The organism is Sulfurimonas autotrophica DSM 16294 (assembly GCF_000147355.1).
Classification (GTDB): Bacteria; Campylobacterota; Campylobacteria; order Campylobacterales; family Sulfurimonadaceae; genus Sulfurimonas; species Sulfurimonas autotrophica.
Genome location: NC_014506.1, coordinates 755,321 through 772,975, shown reverse-complemented (window position 1 = coordinate 772,975; position 17,655 = coordinate 755,321). Strand labels below are relative to the sequence as shown.

At 35.0% G+C, this 17,655-nt stretch carries 21 protein-coding genes; 2 read left to right on the top strand and 19 right to left on the bottom strand.

What is annotated here, in order from left to right:
- Positions 1-11: 11 nt before the first annotated feature.
- The gene (locus tag SAUT_RS04025) at positions 12-2,492 is read left to right on the top strand and encodes an EAL domain-containing protein (RefSeq protein ID WP_013326596.1); all 2,481 of its coding nucleotides are present in this window, start codon (positions 12-14) and stop codon (positions 2,490-2,492) included.
- Between the two features lie 15 nt (positions 2,493-2,507).
- Positions 2,508-3,008, top strand: coding sequence for an RDD family protein (locus SAUT_RS04020; RefSeq protein ID WP_013326595.1), 501 nt, complete (start codon positions 2,508-2,510; stop codon positions 3,006-3,008).
- On the opposite strand, the gene SAUT_RS04015 is transcribed toward SAUT_RS04020, so the two are convergent.
- The 19 genes from SAUT_RS04015 to SAUT_RS03925 all read right to left on the bottom strand — a co-directional run bounded on the left by SAUT_RS04015 (position 2,992) and on the right by SAUT_RS03925 (position 17,634).
- Positions 2,992-3,714, bottom strand: coding sequence for a tRNA 2-thiocytidine biosynthesis TtcA family protein (locus tag SAUT_RS04015; RefSeq protein WP_041675376.1), 723 nt, complete (start codon positions 3,712-3,714; stop codon positions 2,992-2,994). The genes SAUT_RS04020 and SAUT_RS04015 overlap by 17 nt on opposite strands.
- Positions 3,715-3,730: 16 nt before the next feature.
- On the bottom strand, positions 3,731-4,423 hold the full coding sequence (locus tag SAUT_RS04010; RefSeq protein ID WP_013326593.1) for a 5'-methylthioadenosine/adenosylhomocysteine nucleosidase: 693 nt from the start codon (positions 4,421-4,423) through the stop codon (positions 3,731-3,733).
- A 2-nt stretch (positions 4,424-4,425) separates the two neighbouring features.
- A complete protein-coding gene (locus SAUT_RS04005) occupies positions 4,426-5,148 on the bottom strand; it encodes a nitrilase-related carbon-nitrogen hydrolase (RefSeq protein ID WP_013326592.1) in 723 nt (240 codons plus the stop codon).
- A gap of 1 nt (position 5,149) precedes the next feature.
- Complete coding sequence (gene fabD, locus SAUT_RS04000; RefSeq protein WP_013326591.1) at positions 5,150-6,088, bottom strand: ACP S-malonyltransferase; 939 nt, start codon at positions 6,086-6,088, stop codon at positions 5,150-5,152.
- On the bottom strand, positions 6,085-6,885 hold the full coding sequence (locus tag SAUT_RS03995; protein ID WP_245534124.1) for a helix-turn-helix domain-containing protein: 801 nt from the start codon (positions 6,883-6,885) through the stop codon (positions 6,085-6,087). The genes fabD and SAUT_RS03995 overlap by 4 nt, the downstream gene beginning before the upstream one ends.
- Positions 6,836-7,360 carry an FKBP-type peptidyl-prolyl cis-trans isomerase gene (locus SAUT_RS03990; RefSeq protein ID WP_013326589.1) on the bottom strand — a complete coding sequence of 175 codons (525 nt, stop codon included), beginning with the start codon at positions 7,358-7,360 and terminating at the stop codon, positions 6,836-6,838. Before SAUT_RS03990 ends, SAUT_RS03995 begins: the two co-directional genes overlap by 50 nt.
- A gap of 70 nt (positions 7,361-7,430) precedes the next feature.
- Complete coding sequence (locus SAUT_RS03985) at positions 7,431-8,345, bottom strand: tetratricopeptide repeat protein (RefSeq protein ID WP_013326588.1); 915 nt, start codon at positions 8,343-8,345, stop codon at positions 7,431-7,433.
- Positions 8,346-8,354: 9 nt separating this feature from the next.
- A complete protein-coding gene (gene pal / locus SAUT_RS03980; protein ID WP_013326587.1) occupies positions 8,355-8,897 on the bottom strand; it encodes a peptidoglycan-associated lipoprotein Pal in 543 nt (180 codons plus the stop codon).
- A 71-nt stretch (positions 8,898-8,968) separates the two neighbouring features.
- Positions 8,969-10,219 carry a Tol-Pal system protein TolB gene (tolB, locus tag SAUT_RS03975; protein WP_013326586.1) on the bottom strand — a complete coding sequence of 417 codons (1,251 nt, stop codon included), beginning with the start codon at positions 10,217-10,219 and terminating at the stop codon, positions 8,969-8,971.
- Positions 10,220-10,222: 3 nt separating this feature from the next.
- Positions 10,223-10,927: a TonB C-terminal domain-containing protein gene (locus tag SAUT_RS03970; RefSeq protein ID WP_013326585.1), complete on the bottom strand. Its 705-nt coding sequence runs from the start codon at positions 10,925-10,927 to the stop codon at positions 10,223-10,225.
- Complete coding sequence (locus SAUT_RS03965) at positions 10,920-11,312, bottom strand: ExbD/TolR family protein (protein ID WP_013326584.1); 393 nt, start codon at positions 11,310-11,312, stop codon at positions 10,920-10,922. The genes SAUT_RS03970 and SAUT_RS03965 overlap by 8 nt, the downstream gene beginning before the upstream one ends.
- A 3-nt stretch (positions 11,313-11,315) precedes the next feature.
- The gene (locus SAUT_RS03960) at positions 11,316-11,882 is read right to left on the bottom strand and encodes a MotA/TolQ/ExbB proton channel family protein (protein ID WP_013326583.1); all 567 of its coding nucleotides are present in this window, start codon (positions 11,880-11,882) and stop codon (positions 11,316-11,318) included.
- A gap of 7 nt (positions 11,883-11,889) precedes the next feature.
- Entirely contained in the window at positions 11,890-12,282 is a 393-nt protein-coding gene (gene atpC, locus SAUT_RS03955; protein WP_013326582.1) for an ATP synthase F1 subunit epsilon, read from the bottom strand.
- A gap of 25 nt (positions 12,283-12,307) precedes the next feature.
- On the bottom strand, positions 12,308-13,702 hold the full coding sequence (atpD, locus tag SAUT_RS03950) for a F0F1 ATP synthase subunit beta (protein ID WP_013326581.1): 1,395 nt from the start codon (positions 13,700-13,702) through the stop codon (positions 12,308-12,310).
- An 11-nt stretch (positions 13,703-13,713) separates the two neighbouring features.
- Complete coding sequence (gene atpG, locus SAUT_RS03945) at positions 13,714-14,604, bottom strand: ATP synthase F1 subunit gamma (protein ID WP_013326580.1); 891 nt, start codon at positions 14,602-14,604, stop codon at positions 13,714-13,716.
- 10 nt (positions 14,605-14,614) lie between these two features.
- Entirely contained in the window at positions 14,615-16,132 is a 1,518-nt protein-coding gene (gene atpA / locus SAUT_RS03940) for a F0F1 ATP synthase subunit alpha (RefSeq protein WP_013326579.1), read from the bottom strand.
- A 23-nt stretch (positions 16,133-16,155) separates the two neighbouring features.
- Positions 16,156-16,689, bottom strand: a complete 534-nt coding sequence (locus SAUT_RS03935) for a F0F1 ATP synthase subunit delta (protein ID WP_013326578.1) — start codon at positions 16,687-16,689, stop codon at positions 16,156-16,158.
- Positions 16,690-17,202, bottom strand: coding sequence for a F0F1 ATP synthase subunit B (locus SAUT_RS03930; RefSeq protein ID WP_013326577.1), 513 nt, complete (start codon positions 17,200-17,202; stop codon positions 16,690-16,692).
- 9 nt (positions 17,203-17,211) lie between these two features.
- Positions 17,212-17,634, bottom strand: coding sequence for a FoF1 ATP synthase subunit B' (locus tag SAUT_RS03925; protein ID WP_013326576.1), 423 nt, complete (start codon positions 17,632-17,634; stop codon positions 17,212-17,214).
- Positions 17,635-17,655 lie beyond the last annotated feature (21 nt).

Genomic DNA, 17,655 nt, shown 5'->3' with positions numbered 1-17,655 from the left:
GGGATTAAAGTATGAATCTTCTTCAAGATCTAAGAGCGTATGCAGATTTAAAAATTTTATATGTTGAGAGTAATCTTAGTGTAAAAGATGAAATCTCTGCACTCCTGAAGAAACTTTCTCCTCATGTAGTCGTAACTAATACTGCGCAAGATACACTTACCCTATATAAAAATCATTATTCAAAGCATACAAAATATTTTGACATTGTTATCATCAGTCTTGAGTTAGCAGATGCTATCATTTTGGTAAAAGATATTAAAAAGTGTCATGAATCCCAAGTCATTGCTCTTATAACACAAAATCAAAACGCACACTATTTTCCCGAAGTTATTAATCTTGGCATAGATAAATACATCAGTGAACCTCTCACAAATATAAATGATACACAGTTAGCATTGTTAGAACTTGCAAAAAAATCCGTGCTTATGGAAGAACTAGAAAACAAAGCATTTTTACTTGAACAAAAAAACAAGCTCATTGATGAAAATATTTTTTTAACAGTTGCAGATATTGAAGGAAATATTAAAAATATTTCTCAAGCTTATTTGGATTTTACCGGTTATACAAAAGCAGAAATACTTGGAAAAAACCACAGTATTTTTAGAAATCATGATGTACACAGAGATATTATAAAAGATTTGTGGCAGACCATCTCTACCGATAATGTCTGGGAAGGAGATTTAAAGAACAGAAAAAGCAGCGGGGAAGAGTATTGGATACATACTGTAATTTCACCTTTGTATGATAAAACGAATAAAACAATAGGTTTTACTTCCATCTCAAAAGATATAACATATCAAAAAAGACTTGAGTATTTCTCAACCTTAGATCCGCTTACCTCTTTATATAACAAACAATATTTTCACAACTATTTAAAAGTAGAATATAAACGGGCAATTTGGAGAGAAGAATCATTTGCTCTTTTATTAATCGCTATAAACAATGAGACTTTAAATGATGATTTGATTATACAGGTTGCTGACTTTTTACAAGAACGTCGCAATCCTCAACATTCTGAGTTATTTAGAGTCTCCCAAAATGAATTTGCATTAGCTATACGCAATAAAAATGACAACTACGTCAGTAATGTATCAGATGAAATTATAAAATTTAAGGCTATAAAAAATTTGCAGCTCTCTATTGGAGGTATTAACCTTGATACATCAAAATTTTATCTTAACTGTGATGATTTATATAGCATAGCTGATGAAAACTTGCATAAAGCTCAAAAAAATACTGTGGTGCTTGATGTTAATGAATACGCCATTAAAAATCTCAAAAGCCTTGATAGATTTACAAAGCTTCCAAATCATACTGCACTTAACGAAGACCTTTCTCTTCTTAAAAAAGAGGCAATGCTTGTTATTTTACATGTAAACCAGCTTAATGTACTCAAAGAACTCTATGGAAATGCTATTATCCAAGATATCATTCGGAAAAAAGCCAAAGAACTGCATGATATAGTCCATGATGAGCAGGTGACATTATATAATCTTAATTTGCAGGAGTTTGCATTTTTAATTACAAATAAAAATCTTTTTGATAAATATTTACTTTTAGTACAGCACTCTCTATTACTCCCGAGCGAATCCGAAGACAATCCGGATGATGAGTCAATAGTTGCTGATTTTACAGCAGGCGTAGCTTACGGCGTCAACAATATTTTATCACATGCAAACATTGCACTGCAAGAGGCACTTATTTCACAAAAAAAATTTAGAATCTATAAAAATAAGCAGTCGCTAAAAGATGAAAAAGCACAAAAGCTGCAAAGACTTAAGGTATATAAAACTGCACTCTACAACGGGGACATTATTCCCTATTTTCAGCCTATTATAGATACGCAGAGTGGAGATATCGTAAAGTATGAAGCACTGGCAAGGATACAAACGGACAGCGGCGAAATTATTTCTCCCTACTATTTTTTGGATGTAGCAAAAGAGGATAAAACATTTGAATATTTTACGCGGCAAATGATGCAAAAAGTATTTAATATTTATGCAAAAAATAATACGAATATCTCTATAAACCTCAGTTATGAAAATCTTAATTCTCCTAGCATGCTTGATTATATAAAAAACCGTTTAGATAAATACGGCGGAGAGGGCATAACCTTTGAAATTTTAGAATCAGAAGATATAGACGATTACAGTATAGTTGAAACTTTTATTTTACTGGTAAAACAATATGGATGTAAAGTTGCCATTGATGATTTTGGTTCAGGATATTCAAACTTTACTACTATACTTAGACTTCATATTGACTACATAAAACTCGACGGTTCCCTTATTACACAGCTCAATAAAGATGAAAATATAAATAATATGGTCCGGGGCATCATCCAGTATGCAAAACAGGCCAATATACGCACTATTGCAGAATTCGTCAGTAATGAGGAATTAGCCGACCTTGTTAAAGAATTCGGGGTAGATTTGATACAAGGATATTACTATGGCGAACCGCAGGATCCAAAATATTATGGACTTATATAAGGAAACAATGCTAAGATGAAAAATGTAAAATATGCAGGATTCTGGATGCGGTTTTTCGCTTCATTTTTAGATACACTTTTCTTAGCTCTGCCTGTAGGTATTATTATTTATTTTATAAGCGGCGGACACTGGTTTGACTTTTCACAATACCAGCAAAATATACAAATGGCAATGAGCGGTAATGTGCATGCTCTAGACAAGCAGCCGCGTACTTCTTTTACGTGGGAACTTATTTTTGAAATTTCCGTTTTGGTTGTTACCATCCTTTTTTGGGATAATTGGCGGGGAGCTACACCGGGAAAAAAGTTCTTACATGTAAAGATAGTCGATGCACATACGGGTAAAGACATAACTAATAAGCAAGCGTTTACACGTTCTTTAGCCTATATTCCTTCATTGCTCTTATTTGGCATAGGCTTTTTAATGGTGGCATTTAGACAAGATAAAAGAGGCTTGCATGACTTAATTGCAGGGACTGCCGTTATTTATGATGAAGAGACTAATCCTCAGTCATAAAAAAACTATCAACAGATATATTTTTAAATGCAGCATTCAGTGAAGTAAAAAGTTGAGGATGCTCTTTTTCCATTTTTGCAAGCATATCTTTCATCTGTGCTCTTGCATAGGGCATTTTTACATCAAAACGCATAGCCGGGCAGGCTTCATCTCCTATTGCTTCAATGCCGTTATCTTCCACAAAAGCACGAAGCTGACGTTCTCGCATTTGAATAAGAGGGCGAATCACAACAAGTCCGTTTTGCGCTGTATATTTTGGAGCGAGACTTCTCATCTGTCCGTTATAGATAAAGTTCATAAAAAAGCTCTCAGCCGCATCATCCATATGATGTCCAAGTGCAACCTTATTGCATCCAAGTTCTTTGGCAACACTGTAAAGGTAGCCTCGTCTCATACGGGAAAAAAAACTACAAAATGAAGAATTTTTACGAATTTTTTCTTTTGCCAAATCATAGGTCTGTGTCTCTTTTATTACATGCTGTATGCCATGCTCCCTGCAATGAGCAGAGAGTTTATCAAAATTTTCACCCATACCGTAGCTTACCGTAACGGCAATAAATTCAAATGCAAAAGGAGCACGGCGTTGTTGCTCTTTCATTGCATGAATCATCGTCAGGGAATCTTTTCCTCCGCTGAGTCCGACAAGAATTTTATCACCCTCTTCTATCAATTTAAACTCGGCATTTGTTTTACCGAGTTTTGACATAATTTTTTTAGAAAGTTTAACGGACAAGCTTATCTACCATTTTCATGACAAATTCAGCAGATTCGACCGCACTTGTTTCTAAAAATTCATCAAAAGAAAAACTTGCATCCATATCCGCTGCATCACTGATAGCACGCAGTATAAAAAACGGCACGTCCAAAGCATCACAGACAACAGCTACACTTGCACCCTCCATCTCTAACGCATCAGCCTTAAAGGTCTCACCAATCCAGTTTTTTCTTTTCTCATCGGCTACGAATTGGTCACCTGTTGCAATAATACCTTCTTGCACACTTTTACCCATCTCTACCGCTACTTCTTTTGAAAGCGCAATTAACTCTTTATCAGCCTCAACATATACAGAACCCTCAGGCACATATCCAAACGGATGGCCAAAAGCAGTGATATCCAAATCATGCTGAGCAAGTTTTGTTGCCACAATCAGGTCACCTACTTTTAGTTTTGGAGATATCGCTCCGGCAACACCGGAAAACAAAAGCTTTTGCGCGCCAAAATGTTCACACATAGTAGTTGCGGTCAATGTTGAAAATACTTTTCCTATTTTTGAGTATGCTATGACAAGATTAATGCCTTTATAACTCGCTTCGTAATATGTATTTCCCGCATAAGCTGTTGTCTTATACTCACCTACTCTTTCTAAAATCGGTGCAATTTCTTCGGACATTGCTCCCATTATTGCTAATGTCATATTTATTCCTCTATTGTAAATGTTTGTATATCTTTTTGAAAAAGCGGCAGTTTGTGAGTAATCTTACCATAAATATCTACAACACAGCTTCCACCCCAAAACCCGAGTCCGTCTTCAAAACCCACACGGTTGACAAAAAGAAGCTGTGAATTACACTCTTTTGCCACATCTGTTATGATTTTGTACCATTTTTCCTGTATTTCAAGACTCTTATCATTGAATCCGCGTGCAGGAGATGCTACAAGGACTATGATCAAATCAGGATTGAGAGCCATCAATTCTTTATGGACACTTTTATGCCATAAATCTTCACATACAAGCATTGCTATAGTTTTATTATTAACCGTAAATGCTTCAAATTTATTACCACCCTCAAAATATCGTGCTTCTTCAAACATTCCATAATTGGGCAGATGCACCTTTATGTGCTTAGATATAAATTTACCGTTTGCATAGTAAAGTCCTACATTTCTAAAGACTTCACCATCTCTTAATGCAGCACCGATGACAATGTCTATATCTTTACTTAACTCTTCAAAAACTGTGAGTTCTTCAAGCGACCATGCATCTTCAAAAAGTTTATCTTGCAGTAGATACCCGCTTAAGGAGAGTTCAGGAAATACTATTAAATCTGAGCTTTGTTTTACCGCATTAATAATTGCAACCACATCATTAAAATTTGAACGATTTAACTTCGGTGAAGTTTGTGCAAGTGTAACTCTCATCTTATGAGCAAACTTCTTCTTTTACTTTTTCTAAAGATGCCATATCAGAAATATTCACTGTTTTTAAATCTTTTGCGATTCTTCTGTTAAGACCTTTTAGTACCACACCGTTTCCAAACTCAATTGCCATATTAACTTTAGGGGCTATTGCCTGTATAGACTGTTTATATTTTACCGGTTTTACAAGCTGGTCTTTTAAAAGCTTTACAGCCTCAGCTTTTGTGCTGTACGGTTTTGTTGTAACATTTGAAATAACAGGTGCTTCAAAAGTATCTTTTATATATTTTTCCATAAGTTTAGCAAGCGGTTCTTGTGCAGGAGCTAATATATCACAGTGTGATGCAACCGACATATTTAATAGCAACGCTCTTTTTGCACCTGCATCTTTGAAAGTCTGTTCTAATGAAGCTAAATCAGCTCTATTACCGGCTACAACAAGCTGACCGTCTTGATTATAATTTGCCGGCCATACTTGTTTACCCTCAGCTTGAGCCTCTGCACAAATTTTTTCAACACCTGCATCATCAAGACCCACAATAGCCATCATACCTGCATCTTTGCCTTCGCAGGCTTCTTGCATTAAAGCTCCACGTTTATGCACAAGCTCAACAGCATCCACATAATCAATAGCACCTGCTGCACATAAAGCTGAAAATTCACCTAAAGAGTGACCTAAAAAATAAATAGCTTTCACATCAGGACATTGGGCTTTAAAAAGCTTATAAGCTATCATTTGAACCAAAAGAATTGCAGGCTGCGTGTAAGCAGTTTGCCCTAGTTTTTCATTCTCTTTGAAAATAATTTCTTTAAAATCAACACCTATTCTATCACCTGCTTTTTCAAACATTTCACGTGCAAGTTTAGAATTTTCATAAAAATCTTTTCCCATGCCAACTGCTTGAGAACCTTGTCCTGCAAATATCATTGCTGTTTTTTTCATATCTTATTTCCTATATATTTTTTATGTTCTGCTATTTTTTTTCTTAAAGTATTTCTATTTAATCCCAATTTATCAGCTAACTGGACCTGCGATTTAAATTTATGCAATCCGGCTTTTATTAAAGGTACTTCATATAAATACAAAAGAGTTCTATAATCACTGTTAGAACCGAGTTTATCATATAAATATTGTTCTATAATATCCATCAGCTCCGTATCTTTGACATCTTGAAGTAAATAATTCATCATAACCTGTCTTTTCAAAGAAAGCGCATTTTGCGATAAATCGGGTTTAAAATTACTTACATCAAAATCATTATTACTGCCAAAGAGTACCATCGCATCTGAAATAAATTGCTTCAGGAGTTCTTCAACATCTTCCATTCTTTCTCTTAACGGAGGTACATTAAATTTCACGCTAAAAAGATCATCTGTCATTTTATGTGAAAATGACTCTTTTGCAGTAGCCACTACTCTTACATTATTTTCTTTAATAGCCTGCATTAAACGTTCAAAATTGGGTGAATTGTCAAGGTTAGTGATTATGATATTTTCTGAATTTTCCAGAGAAAGGAGTAACTCATCAAAATTGGATGCATCAATAAGAAATGCATCCGGAAGTATAAAAGAGGCTAAACTCTTTTTTCCAACACCAACTTCACCCGTAATAAGGGCATTAACGCTCAGTGTTTTTAAAAGAGTAGCTGTCTTTTTAGCTTGGGAAGAAGCTTCGCAAGCGGTTATAAACTTAGTTACATCCACAGCCGCTGCCGCCACCTGTACCACAACTATGTGCATCTTCAGAAGGTTTATTTTCTTCTGGTACGCCAGTCATAGCCTCTTCAGCAGAAGCATCTCTTACATTGTTGATAGCAACACTAAACATTAAATCTTTTCCTGCTAATGGGTGATTAAAATCAATAACAACACTGTTGTCTTTAATTTCTTTAACAGTAACTTGTACAGTTCCGCCATCTTCACCCTGACCGTAAAGAGTCATACCCTCTGTTAAATCAATACCAGCGAACTGTTCTTTTGGAACTTCTTGTGTCGCTTCTGCGTTATACTCGCCATATGCATCTGCAGCTTTTACTAAAACATCTGCTTTATCACCAATATTCATATCTTTAATTCCACTCTCTAATCCTGGAATTATTTGCCCTTTTCCATACATAAACACTAATGGAGCGCCGCCCATATTGCTATCTACTACTTGATCACCATCACGTACTTCGTACTCTATTGACACTATTTGATTGTCTTGAATTGCCATTATTACACCTTTATTTATTTTTGAGATTTTATCATAATAATATATATTATTGCTGAAAATCAACGTTTAACTAAGTTAATCCTAAATGTTTTTTAGCCTCTTTTGCCTCTTTTGACTTAGGATATTTTACAACTACCGCATTATAAAATGCTTTTGCATGTTCTTTGTCACCTGTCTTATCCATGGCTATTGCAGTATGGAGCATTAGCTTGGGCATATACGAAGCTTTATCATATAAAGAAGCACTCTTTTTAAAATATGAAATCGCCTGAGCATAATTTTTTCGCTTAAAGTTCATTTCGCCAATCATATAATGAGCATATGCCGGTTTGTATTTTCTTTTAATAAGTTCTTTATAGTCTTGTATCGCTTTCGTATAATACTTTTTGTCAAAATATGCTTTTGCCTGATTATAGAGTTCTGCACTGCTGATTTTTGAAGACTTTGCACTGCTTTTTCTTGATTTTATCTCTTTTGCCACCAATGCTTTAAAATTATTGACATCTGTTACCAACGTATTAAATTCATCTTTGCTGACATAATCGGCATTTATTTTATCAACAACTTTAGAAAGTTCCAAGATCATAACCCTGAGCTTTTCTATAGCCTGCGTATTCTTTTGAATCTGTTCACCCAATCTGGTTTGAAACTCATGGATATTGTCGATATTTGCTTTATTGTCTTCTTTGAACTTTTGTAAGTTTATTTTATTGTTATGCGACTTTATACTTAAATTTTCTACAATGCTTTGTATACCGTCTATTCTCTCACGTAAAGAGTCAAGTTCACTGGCTTGCGATTTAGTATTGATAGCAACTTTTTTTAAGGTCTTTTTTGTTTGTAAAATAACTTTTTCACTCGAAGTGAGTCCATACGGACTGGCTGCAGTAAGGTCACCTGCTCCAAACGCAGAGGGTTCGGCGGCAAATGACACTGAAGATACAAAAGCGACTAGCAGCAATGCTGCTTGTACAGTACTTTTCATGTAAAAAACTTACGGTAAAAGTTTAAAATTTACACGACGATTTTTTGCCCAGCATGCTCTCGTATGCTCTGTACATACAGGATTACTCTCTCCATAACTAACCATCGAAATACGAGAAGGATCAATACCGTCTGCAACTAAAGCTTTTTTCACGGCATTTGCACGCTTAAGTCCAAGTGCGAAGTTATACTCATCGCTTCCCCACTCATCACAGTTGCCTTCAAGTTTTACACTAAATGCTTTTGCACCTGTTTTACCAAGTTCAGCTGCTGCATCAATTCTTTCTTGCATCTCAGGTTTGATGTTATACTTGTCAAAATCAAAGTAAATCGTTGGAAGTTTAGACTCTATTGCGTTCATGCTTAATTCATTAGTCGATGAGTTGATAGTGCTATTTTCACTTGCAACAGTTTCTGTCGTAACCGCTTCAACCTCTTGTACTACCGGAGATGCCACCTCTTCAGTTTTCTTTTGAACTGCCGGTTCTTTTGTGCTACATCCACTAAAAACTAAAAGTGCTGTCACAACACTAGAAAGTACTATGCTTTTCATTATTTATTTCCTCAATTTTAAAATTAATATATTATACCAAAAAAATGTAATAAGTGAATAACACTTAATGTTTACCAGTCCATAGATTGTATTTTTCCTGATTTTAATGGAAAAAGATAGTTTTTATTATGCATCAATCGTATTATTCCGATAGCACTCTGTGATTTATAATTTTTAATAAATATAATAGCATCACCATCTTTTGAAAATCTTGGAAATTCATTTATACCTGTAGCCGTCAATCTTCTGATAAAATCTGTTTTTGTTGAAATAAGATGCAGATTAAATGTATTCACACTAAAAGCATTTGAACTTTCACGCGCTTCATACACTATATACTGTCCTTGCGCACTACATGAAGAATTACTTTTTCCATAATAGACCATTTGTTCAACTATCCCTGTATCCAATCTTTTTGAAAAAACATTTGGATATCCCAAACGAGATGAAATAAAAATTATTTTATTATCTCCCATAAATTGGCCATTTACATCTATTCCGCTATATGTAGTAATTCTTTTATACTTTTTTGTCGTTGTATTGTATAAATAAATATCCGGTTGTCCATTTCTTGCCATAGTTAAAAGGATGCTTTTACCATCTTCACTTACATCAGAACATACCATCATTCCATCAGAAGATATAATATTTTTTACTTTTGCAGTTTTTATATCTACATATTTCAAAGTAGGTTTTAATGGATCCAATGATGTATAATAAAATGCATTTTGCGCTTTGTTTGCCCATTTTGGAAAAATATCAAGTCCGCCTTTGATAATAACATGTTGATAAGACAATGTATAATCGGCAATAATTATTTCACTCTTTTTGGGAGCAATGATGCGGGCAAAGATAACTTTTCTTTTCATCCATTCAACTGAGGGTTCACCCATAAACTCATTGATATCATAAGCCATTGCATGAGATATAAACATGTAGATATTTTTTTTATTTACTCTGTAGCGTTTTGAAAAGACTTCTTCATCTCTGTTAAAGAGTTTCATTTCAATATTTAAAGCTCTATTATCATCTTCAAACATTTTATATCGTAAGACATAGCTCATATCTTTATTTTCAACTAAAACATTTGTATCATTATAGTTTGCGAGTCTGTGGTGTCTGTTTACATTAAACAAAGATATAACATTCAAGTCAGCTACCAAAGATTTAAAAAAACGTAATTTGAACGTATCATCATAACTGATAGATGCATCTTCAACTGCCATCGAAGGCAAAGAATCTGCTTTTTTCACTACTTCTATAGTTGCATCACTTGCAAATAAAAGGCCTACCAAAATGAATAATGAAAAAAATATTTTCAAAATCTACTCCTTAGAAATTAATATTACAATCGTTTTACTCGATCTGTTTTTTGGATTCACAGGGAATACAATATTTTTTAATCGTTCTTTCATCATATCTGCCTCTTGGTTAAGTGCTTCGTTATTAGAATAACTCAGTATTCTAAAATCAATCAGTTTACCAAACGGATCAAGTTCTATTACAGTTTTAACACTATTACCTTCACTGTTTTGAGGCACATTAAAATGCTGATAAACAATATCTTGAATTTTAGCTAAATATTCATTAACTTCATTTGCAGCTGATGTAGCCTTTTGTGTTGAGGAATGACTTGTTTGCAGAGCATTAAGCTTTTGAGTCACTGACTCAACATTATTTTGTTTTGTTGTACTAATCTTTTTTTGTATTTGCTCAATTCGTCTTTTATTTTCAGGTTTTTTCACACTGTTATTTATTTTTTTTGTCCATACATCACTGAAAAGATTATTTATATCTACATTTTTTACAGCTTTTTTATTTGGAAGGGGAGCTTTAGACGTCTTCTTCTTTGCAGAATGCTTGCTGCTTGTCATTTTAATTGAAACTGAAATATAATTTTCTTTTTTATAGCCATACTTTTTTGTTTTTGATACATTGAACATCATATATATGAATGAAAATAAGAATAACGCAAAAAGAGAGAGTGATATAAAACCACTTATATAAAAATAACGGCTGTTGTTATCCATTTGTAGCTAAAGATACCTCAGTAAAACCAGCTTGCTTAACCGCTGCCAATACTGACATAACCACACCATAATCCAGACGTTTATCTGCGCTGATAAGAACAGTAGCTTTTTTATTTAACTTATTCGCATACAGGGAAAAATTATCCATAAAGGCATTTAAAAGGTAAATATCTTTATTGACTTTTACATTTCGCTCTTTATCTATAGTAATGTGTACCGGAGGAATTTTTGAAAGTTGCTGTGATGCCGAACCTTGAGGCAGTTTTATATTTTCTTCATACATAATATTTGGAGCAATAACCATGAGTACAACAAGAAGAACCAGCATAACATCCACAAGCGGCGTAATATTCAGCTCTGGTTTTTCATCCCAATCATAACTCATTTTTTATGCCTTGCGAGCTAAAATTGCGTCACTTTGCATTTGAAGATAGCTGATAATTTCATAAGATTTTCTTTTTAATATCTGATGATAAGTATAAGCAAAGGTTGCTACAAATATACCCGATGCGGTTGCGATTAATGCATCAGAAACACCGGCAGCTATTATTGACATACCGCCGCTATTTTGCCCTATATGTGCAAAAGTATCCAGGATCGAAACTACGGTACCAAAAAGTCCTATAAAAGGAGAGGTAGAAGCAAAAACAGAAAGTACAGAAAGTCCTTTTGTAGCCTCTTTAGTTGCGGCAAGCATACCAAGTCCTAAAACTTCTTTTGAAACAATATTACTTGTTTTTATAAAATTATTTAAAAAAGAGTTTTCATTAACTGTAGTGGCCCCAAGTAAAAGTGATTCAAGAGAAACACTTTCACGAGAAAGCCAATTATTAAGAGAAAAATAGCGGTAAAAAAACACCCAGTTTAATACAATGAAGTATACAGACAAAAGCAGTAATACGCCAAGAGTCACAGGATGGCTTTTTAGGTAAAAATCTATTAAATTATTAATCATCTATCTATTATATTAACTTTTGTGCAGCAGATTCAATTTTTGCTGATACAGATGCAATTGCAGAACTTGAATCTGCAATTTCATTGATAAGCTGTTTTGCTTCGTCAAGAGCTTTAGCAATTTCAGATTCAGTTTTACCACGAATAGCAGCAGCACCTTCAACCAAAATAACAACTTTTTCTTCATCAACTTGAACAACACCCCAATTAACAACAATAGACTCGACTGATTTATCTTCTTTTTCGACATCTACAACGCCAGCTTCTAACAATGTAGTTAGAGATGCATGACCTGCAAGAACACCGAATTCTCCCTCTTTACCAGGGAGAACAACACTAACAGCTTCACCATTATAGATTTCACCGTTAGGAGTTAGGATTTCAAGTTTAAATGTATCCATTACAGTCCTTTACTAAGCAATATGCTTATTTGTTTTTCTCGTGTTTAGCAAGTGCTTCATCCATGCCGCCAACCATATAAAATGAATTTTCAGACATGTGATCATAGTCACCGTTTAAGATACCTTTGAAACCAGCGATTGTATCTTCAAGTTTTACATATTTTCCTGGAGCACCAGTAAATACTTCTGCAACAAAGAATGGCTGAGAAAGGAATTTCTCAATTTTACGTGCACGTTCAACAACATTTTTATCATCTTCAGAAAGTTCATCCATACCAAGAATAGCAATGATATCTTGAAGATCTTTATATTTTTGAAGTGTTTGCTGCACACCACGAGCTACATTATAATGCTCTTCACCTAAAATTTGCGGGTCAAGTAATCTTGAAGTTGAATCCAATGGATCAACTGCAGGATAAATACCTTTTTCCGCAATTTTACGGTTAAGAACTGTTGTTGCATCCAAGTGAGCAAAAACAGAAGCCGGAGCCGGGTCAGTCAAGTCATCCGCAGGTACGTATACCGCTTGAACAGATGTAATTGAACCATCTTTTGTTGATGTAATACGATCTTGTAATGCACCCATTTCACGAGCTAGTGTCGGTTGGTAACCAACAGCTGACGGAATACGACCAAGAAGTGCAGACATCTCTGAACCTGATTGTGCGAAACGGAAGATATTATCGATAAACATCAATACATCAAGTTTCTTTTCATCACGAAAATACTCGGCCATTGTAAGACCAGTAAGTGCGATACGGTTACGTGCTCCTGGAGGCTCACTCATCTGACCATAGCACAGTGCAACTTTATCCAAAACGTTCGATTCTTTCATCTCATAATAAAGGTCATTTCCTTCACGAGTTCTTTCACCAACACCGGCAAATACTGATAACCCCTCATGACCATGAGCAACATTGTGAATAAGCTCCATGATAATAACTGTTTTACCAACACCGGCACCACCGAATAGTCCAACTTTACCACCCTTAGCATAAGGAGCAAGTAAGTCAACAACTTTAATACCTGTTTCAAACATTTCTGTAGTAGTTGATTGATCAACTAATGCAGGTGGTTCACGGTGAATTGACCATGTAGGAGCATCGCTAACCTGCTCTCCACCATCAATAGTTTCACCAATAACGTTAAAGATACGACCCAGTACTTTTTCACCGACCGGTACACTTATCGGTGCACCTGTAGCTTTAGCAGCCATACCACGAACTAAACCTTCACTCATATCCATTGCAATCGTTCTTACACGACCGTCACCTAAATGTGCTGCAACTTCTAATACTAAACGATGTTCACTACCTTCTAAATTAACATTCACTTCAATTGCTTCGTTAATTGCTGGAAGATTGCCATCGAAATCAACATCAACAACAGGACCCATTACCTGGCTAATTTTTCCAATCATATTTTTCTCCATTATTTCATAGACTCCACACCGCTGATAATTTCTATCAGCTCTGTAGTAATAGCGGCTTGACGCGCTTTATTGTATTGTACATTTAAACTTTTTACCATCTCTTTTGCATTGTTCGTTGCCGTATCCATAGCCTGCATACGTGCAGAATGTTCTGCCGCAACCGAATCAATTAAAGAGTAGTACATATTATAGTTCACATACTTTTCAACCAAAGAATCAAGCATTTTCTCTTCATCTTCTGCTTCAACTTCCATCATAGATTTTGACTGCACTTTTTGACAGTCAAAATCTTTAACATCAACAGGTAAAACCTTGTTTACATGTAACTCTTGTGTTATCATGTTTTTATAACCATTATATACAATATGAATGGCGTCAGTTTTTCCCTCTTTATAGTCTTGGATAGAAGTTATAATAAATTCATCAGACCTCGTCTTATCCGGTTTAGAACTTAAATTAGCGACAGTGTCAAACATTTCCACTTCATTATATTTAAAGTATTCTATACCTTTTTTACCGATTCCACGTAAACGCACTTTTACGTTTTTATCTTTGTACTCTTTTAAAAGTTTGTTGACGGCTTTAATTGTTTGAATATTAAAACCTCCACATAAACCTTTATCTGCAGTTACAAAAATAATGTCAACCATTTTTGGATTTTCAATCTCTGTAAAACAGCGATTTTCTAATCCTCCAATTTTGTTACAGTCGATGCGTCCAGCTATTTCGGCAATTACCTGATTCATTTTTTGAGCATAAAGACGAGAGCGTTTTGCAAGCTCTTCTGCACGGCGAAGCTTTGCAGTCGATACAAGTTTCATCGCACGAGTCGTCTTTTGAGTGTTAGAAACACTCTTAATCTGTCTTTGAATATCTTTCAAGTTTGCCATAAATTATTCCTTAGTTAGCTACAAAGCTAGCTTTGAATTCTTCTAATGCTTTCATTAATAATGTTTTTGTTTCATCATCCACTTTCTTAGAACTTCTAATGTTCTCAAAAATTTGAGGATAAGATGCTTCAATAAATGGATAAAGTTCAGCTTCAAAACGAACAACATTTGATGCATCAAAATCATCTAAGAAACCTTCATTACCGGCAAAAATAATTACAACTTGCTTTTCAGCAGGAAGTGGCGAGAACGGCCCTTGTTTTAGAACTTCAACCATTCTTTGTCCACGTTCTAATTGGTTACGAGAAACTTCATCAAGATCAGATGCAAATTGAGCAAATGCCTGAAGTTCACGATACTGCGCAAGATCAAGTCTTAAAGTACCGGCAACTTGCTTAGTAGCTTTAATTTGTGCAGCACCACCAACACGAGAAACTGAAAGGCCTACGTTAATCGCAGGACGAACACCCGAGTTGAAAAGGTCAGTTTCTAAGAAAATTTGACCATCAGTAATTGAAATAACATTTGTTGGAATATATGCCGCAACATCACCAGCTTGTGTTTCAATAATTGGAAGAGCAGTTAATGAACCAGCTCCCTCTTCATCAGAAAGTTTTGCAGCACGCTCTAAAAGACGAGAGTGAACATAGAAAACATCACCCGGATATGCTTCACGACCCGGAGGACGGCGAAGGATAAGTGACATTTCACGGTACGCAACTGCATGCTTAGATAAATCATCATACACAATCAGACCATGTCTTGCATTGTCACGAAAGTACTCACCCATAGTAACACCGGTATATGGTGCTAAAAACTGGAGTGCAGCAGCTTCAGCAGCAGTAGCAGATACAATAATTGTATATTCCATTGCTCCATGATCTTCTAAACGACGAACGATTTGTGCAACAGTTGATTCTTTTTGACCAACAGCAACATAAATACATACAACACCGTTACCTTTTTGGTTAATGATTGCATCCAATGCAACAGTAGTCTTACCTGTTTGGCGGTCACCGATGATAAGCTCACGCTGTCCACGTCCGATCGGTACCAATGCATCAATCGCTTTAATACCAGTAGCTAACGGTTCATGTACAGATTTTCTTTCCATGATTCCAGGTGCTTTTTCTTCTACAAAACGAACTTCTGTAGTCTCAATCGGACCCTTACCGTCAATCGGCTCACCAAGTGCATTTACTACACGTCCAAGAAGTGCATCACCTACTGGAACTTTAAGAAGTGTTCCTAAACGCTTAACGCTCATTCCCTCACGAAGTGCATTACCTGCACCAAGAATAACAACACCTACGCTGCTTTCTTCAAGGTTTAAAACTAAACCTCTTGTTCCGTCCTCGAACTCTACCATTTCTCCTGCCATAACATTGCTCAGTCCGTAAACCTGTGCAACACCATCAGCATAAGAAACAATTTTACCTGTTTCATTGATATCGACACTTAGTTCAAAGTTGTCGATACGCTCTTTAATTATTGAGCTGATTTCATCAGCTTGAATTTTTGCTACCACTATTGTTCTCCTCTCATTGAAAGTTAAATTGCTTTTATTATATGTTCTATAATTTGACTGTCTATTCTGTCTTTAGAAAAATTAATTTCTATACCAAGACCATCTACTTCTACTTTTATACCGTTAAAGTCATTTTTTATAAATGCCAACGAAATAGTCGCATCATATTTTTTACTTAAACCGGCACTTAATTCTTCTATTACCTTTGCATCAATATCAGTATCGCTGCAGATAACACCTTCATAAGTTTTAGTAGCTACTGCCAAATCATTTTTCAATTCTTGCGCAATCGCAGGAATGATATTGATACGTCTGCTTTCTACTAACAGTTTAATTAAATTATTTATTTTACTAGAATCTGCAGCTTTAACTGCATCTAATAAAATTGTTGATTTTTCTTCAGCTTTTACACTTGGGTTAGCAATTATACTAACAAATTTATCATTCTTAAATGACTCTGCCAAGGCAGAAAATACTGTTGTAATATTTTGCATAGATGCTAAGTCAGAACCCTCACCTAAAGCTTTTATGTATCTTTTTGCAATCAGTTCTTCCATTTAAGCAACCTTTTTCAAAATGATATTAGCCATAGTTTCTCTATCGAAACTATCACCGCTTTGTTTCAATGTCTCTTTAATAACATCTTCAACTACGTTACGAATCATTTTCTTTTCTTCAAATTCTTTTTTAGAAGTATGTTTTTTTATCATTGCTTCAATGTCACTCTCTGCTTGCGCAATGATAGTGTCGTTAAGAATTTTGTTCTCTTTTTTAGAAATAACAGCCAACTCTTCTGCAAACTTCTCAGCTTCAGAAATTTTTGCCAATGCCTCTTTTTTAAGATTGATTGATTCATTCAGTTTTTCCTGAACCTTTTTCAATTCATCAGCAATACTCTGACTTCTTGATGCAAAGAAATTCTTTACAGGCTCCCCAACTAGATACCAAATTAGCCCAGCAAATAACAAGAAGTTTACAGTTCTTTGAACTATATCTGTACCTGCATGCTCGTGCTCAGATGCTAATGCATAAGTTGATATCATTAGCATTAATACTAAAATTCTACTCACATTACACCCTTATATCTGACTAAATTTAGCTTTTACAGCTTCTTTAAATACCGGAACTTGTGACATTAAGTCAGAAGTCAACTCATCTTTAGATTTTGCAAGTGATTGCTCAAACTCTAAATATTCTGCCGCGAGTTCAGCACGTTTTGATTCTAACTTACTGTCAGCTAATTCCTTAGCATCCGCGATAACTTTTTCTCTTAGGGCCGTAGCTTCTAGTTTAGCATTCATAATTATTGACTCTGCTTTTGTGTTAAGCTCATTGATTTCATCATCATTAGATCCTACTTTTTCAAGATCTTTTTTAATGTCATCATCACGCTTTTGCATAAAAGAAAGTAATGGATTATAAAGCCAACTGTTCAGAACGGCTATAAGGGAAACAAATACAACAAATGTAGCCAAGAGTAGTATTGGATTTATATCTAACATAGCACCTCCTAAAAGTTGCGT

Bases quoted from the DNA above. Each gene is read 5' to 3' on its own strand.
- SAUT_RS04025 (WP_013326596.1), top strand. From the start codon at position 12: ATGAATCTTCTTCAAGATCTAAGAGCGTATGCAGATTTAAAAATTTTA.
- SAUT_RS04020 (WP_013326595.1), top strand. From the start codon at position 2,508: ATGAAAAATGTAAAATATGCAGGATTCTGGATGCGGTTTTTCGCTTCA.
- SAUT_RS04015 (WP_041675376.1), bottom strand. From the start codon at position 3,714: ATGTCAAAACTCGGTAAAACAAATGCCGAGTTTAAATTGATAGAAGAG.
- SAUT_RS04010 (WP_013326593.1), bottom strand. From the start codon at position 4,423: ATGACATTAGCAATAATGGGAGCAATGTCCGAAGAAATTGCACCGATT.
- SAUT_RS04005 (WP_013326592.1), bottom strand. From the start codon at position 5,148: ATGAGAGTTACACTTGCACAAACTTCACCGAAGTTAAATCGTTCAAAT.
- fabD (WP_013326591.1), bottom strand. From the start codon at position 6,088: ATGAAAAAAACAGCAATGATATTTGCAGGACAAGGTTCTCAAGCAGTT.
- SAUT_RS03995 (WP_245534124.1), bottom strand. From the start codon at position 6,885: ATGCACATAGTTGTGGTACAGGTGGCGGCAGCGGCTGTGGATGTAACT.
- SAUT_RS03990 (WP_013326589.1), bottom strand. From the start codon at position 7,360: ATGGCAATTCAAGACAATCAAATAGTGTCAATAGAGTACGAAGTACGT.
- SAUT_RS03985 (WP_013326588.1), bottom strand. From the start codon at position 8,345: ATGAAAAGTACTGTACAAGCAGCATTGCTGCTAGTCGCTTTTGTATCT.
- pal (WP_013326587.1), bottom strand. From the start codon at position 8,897: ATGAAAAGCATAGTACTTTCTAGTGTTGTGACAGCACTTTTAGTTTTT.
- SAUT_RS03970 (WP_013326585.1), bottom strand. From the start codon at position 10,927: ATGGATAACAACAGCCGTTATTTTTATATAAGTGGTTTTATATCACTC.
- SAUT_RS03965 (WP_013326584.1), bottom strand. From the start codon at position 11,312: ATGAGTTATGATTGGGATGAAAAACCAGAGCTGAATATTACGCCGCTT.
- SAUT_RS03960 (WP_013326583.1), bottom strand. From the start codon at position 11,882: ATGATTAATAATTTAATAGATTTTTACCTAAAAAGCCATCCTGTGACT.
- atpC (WP_013326582.1), bottom strand. From the start codon at position 12,282: ATGGATACATTTAAACTTGAAATCCTAACTCCTAACGGTGAAATCTAT.
- atpD (WP_013326581.1), bottom strand. From the start codon at position 13,702: ATGATTGGAAAAATTAGCCAGGTAATGGGTCCTGTTGTTGATGTTGAT.
- atpG (WP_013326580.1), bottom strand. From the start codon at position 14,604: ATGGCAAACTTGAAAGATATTCAAAGACAGATTAAGAGTGTTTCTAAC.
- SAUT_RS03935 (WP_013326578.1), bottom strand. From the start codon at position 16,689: ATGGAAGAACTGATTGCAAAAAGATACATAAAAGCTTTAGGTGAGGGT.
- SAUT_RS03925 (WP_013326576.1), bottom strand. From the start codon at position 17,634: ATGTTAGATATAAATCCAATACTACTCTTGGCTACATTTGTTGTATTT.